The organism is Mesorhizobium sp. M7A.F.Ca.CA.003.01.2.1 (assembly GCF_003998945.1).
In the GTDB taxonomy this organism is placed as follows: domain Bacteria; phylum Pseudomonadota; class Alphaproteobacteria; order Rhizobiales; family Rhizobiaceae; genus Mesorhizobium; species Mesorhizobium ciceri.
Genome location: NZ_RZRA01001011.1, coordinates 1 through 1919, shown reverse-complemented (window position 1 = coordinate 1919; position 1919 = coordinate 1). Strand labels below are relative to the sequence as shown.

The 1919-nt window shown below is 63.2% G+C and carries 1 protein-coding gene and 1 pseudogene; both read right to left on the bottom strand.

The features are described from left to right. Window positions 1-455: pseudogene (locus EN969_RS28970) on the bottom strand (sugar ABC transporter permease); the annotation flags it as partial. Window positions 456-543: 88 nt separating this feature from the next. Further along, on the bottom strand, window positions 544-1919 hold a 1376-nt coding region (locus tag EN969_RS28965), incomplete at its 5' end, for a sugar ABC transporter substrate-binding protein (protein WP_127419619.1).

The following is a 1919-nucleotide window of genomic DNA, read 5'->3' as shown; positions in this document are numbered from 1 at the left end:
ATGTTGAACAGCGCGTTGCGGTAGTAGGGATCGCCCAGCATCTGCCAGAAATTGTCGAGCCCGTTGAACCGGCGGCCGCTGAAGGAACTGAGGTTCCAGTCGGTGAGTGCGATGTAGAAACCGAACAGCGTCGGGAAGATGACCATGGCGATGGTGAACAGCAGCGCCGGCAGCAGAAACAGGGCACGCTGGCCGTCTTCGCCGCGCGTCAGCACCTGGCCGACACCGATCGCCACGCCCCACAGCACATAGGCATAGACGACGGGGCGCCAGGTCTCGAAGCCGATCGTATCGGGGCTGCCCTTGTAGAGGATCTCCAGCACGATCGTCGCCAGCAGGCCAAGCGTCGCAACGGCCATCAGCGCCCAGCCAAGGCGTTTACGGCCTGGAGAGATCAGATCGGAAGTGCCGGCATCTGCCGGCCACGGGTTCGCGGTCGATGTCTGGTCAGCCACAAATCTCGCCCGTTTGAAGGCTCTCGAGGAGCCGGAGCCTGTCTAAAGTGGTCCGGCGTTGCCGCCGGACCACGGTTCATAGGCCAGCCTACATGCCGAGCGAAGCTTTGTAGAGCTTGATCTGGTTGTCGCGCCCGATCTGGTCGGTCAGCTTCTCCCATGCCGCCGCGATGGCGTCGGCGCCTTCCTGCGCCTTCATCTTGCCCGCGAAAGTGTTGGCCAGGATGTCCTCGGCGGCGCTGTAGTACTGGAAGATGCCGGGGATGCGTGGCTCGATCGCCGCGTTCGGATGGTTGTAGCTGTCGGATTCCGATTTGAGGTAGGAGGTGATGAAGGCCTCGTCGTAGCCGGCCGCCACCCATTCGGGAATGTCGAAATGCGAGTTGCGGTAAGGCTGGAAGCCCGACGGATACATCGCCGTCCAGATCGACAGGTCCTTGCCGCCGAGATGGGCTGCAGCGGACCATGCCGCCTTCTTCTTCTTTTCGTCGGCATCGACGCGGGCCATGACATAGACGCCCCAGCCGAGATAGGCGCAGTTGGGCGCATAGTTCGGGCCGCTGGCGAGCTTGTCCCAGGCGCCGGTCTTCGCATTGTAGACATCGTCCGAGCCCGGCAGGATCGAGAAGCCGGTGACGTCGCCGACGACGGAAGAGTCGTTGGTCTTGACGTTGGAGCCGACGTCGCCCCACCAGGTGACCATCGAGCCGGTGCCGGCCAGGAACTGCTGGAAGGCGGTCGTGTTCGGATCGGCGTTGATCTGGTCGGCGGGTTCGGAGGGCAGCGCGTCGATGACGTCCTGGATGGCGCGCACCCAGGCCGGATTGTTGACGCGCGGCTTCATCGTGTCGGCGTCGAACAGCCAGGCCTTGTCGTCGGGGTGCTTGGCATAGGCGGTGGCGCGGCTGCCAAGGAAATAGAAGCCGAAGCCGCCCCAGGGCTTCGGCGCGTCGAGATAGCCATAGACGTCCTGGTCCTTGAGCTTCTTGCCCTTCAGGAACTTGGTCACCGCCTGAACCTGCTGCCAGGTCTTCGGCACGCCCCATTCACCTTCGCCGCCGCCGTCCTTCCAGGCCTTGGCGAGGTCGGCATCGGCGAACACGTCGGTGCGGTAGTTGAAGTTGTGCGCGTCGCCGTCGACGGTCACGCGGTATTGCTTGCCGTCCCAGGTGCCGACCGGCGGCTTCAGATAGCTGACCAGATCGTCGAAATCGATCTGGGTCTTGACCCAGTCGGGCATTTCCGACGTCAGGCCCTTGCCGCAGACATCACCTTCGAACGGCGCGCCCATTTCGATGATGTCGAAGTCGACGGTCCCGGTCGCGATCGACTGCTGCAGGCGGGCGTTGTAGTCGGCCTGCGCCAGGTCGATCCAGTTGATCTTGGCGCCGGTATAGGTCTCCCATGGCTTCAGGAAGCCGCGGAACAGCACATTGTGCAGGTTCTGGTTGTTGAGACCCATGA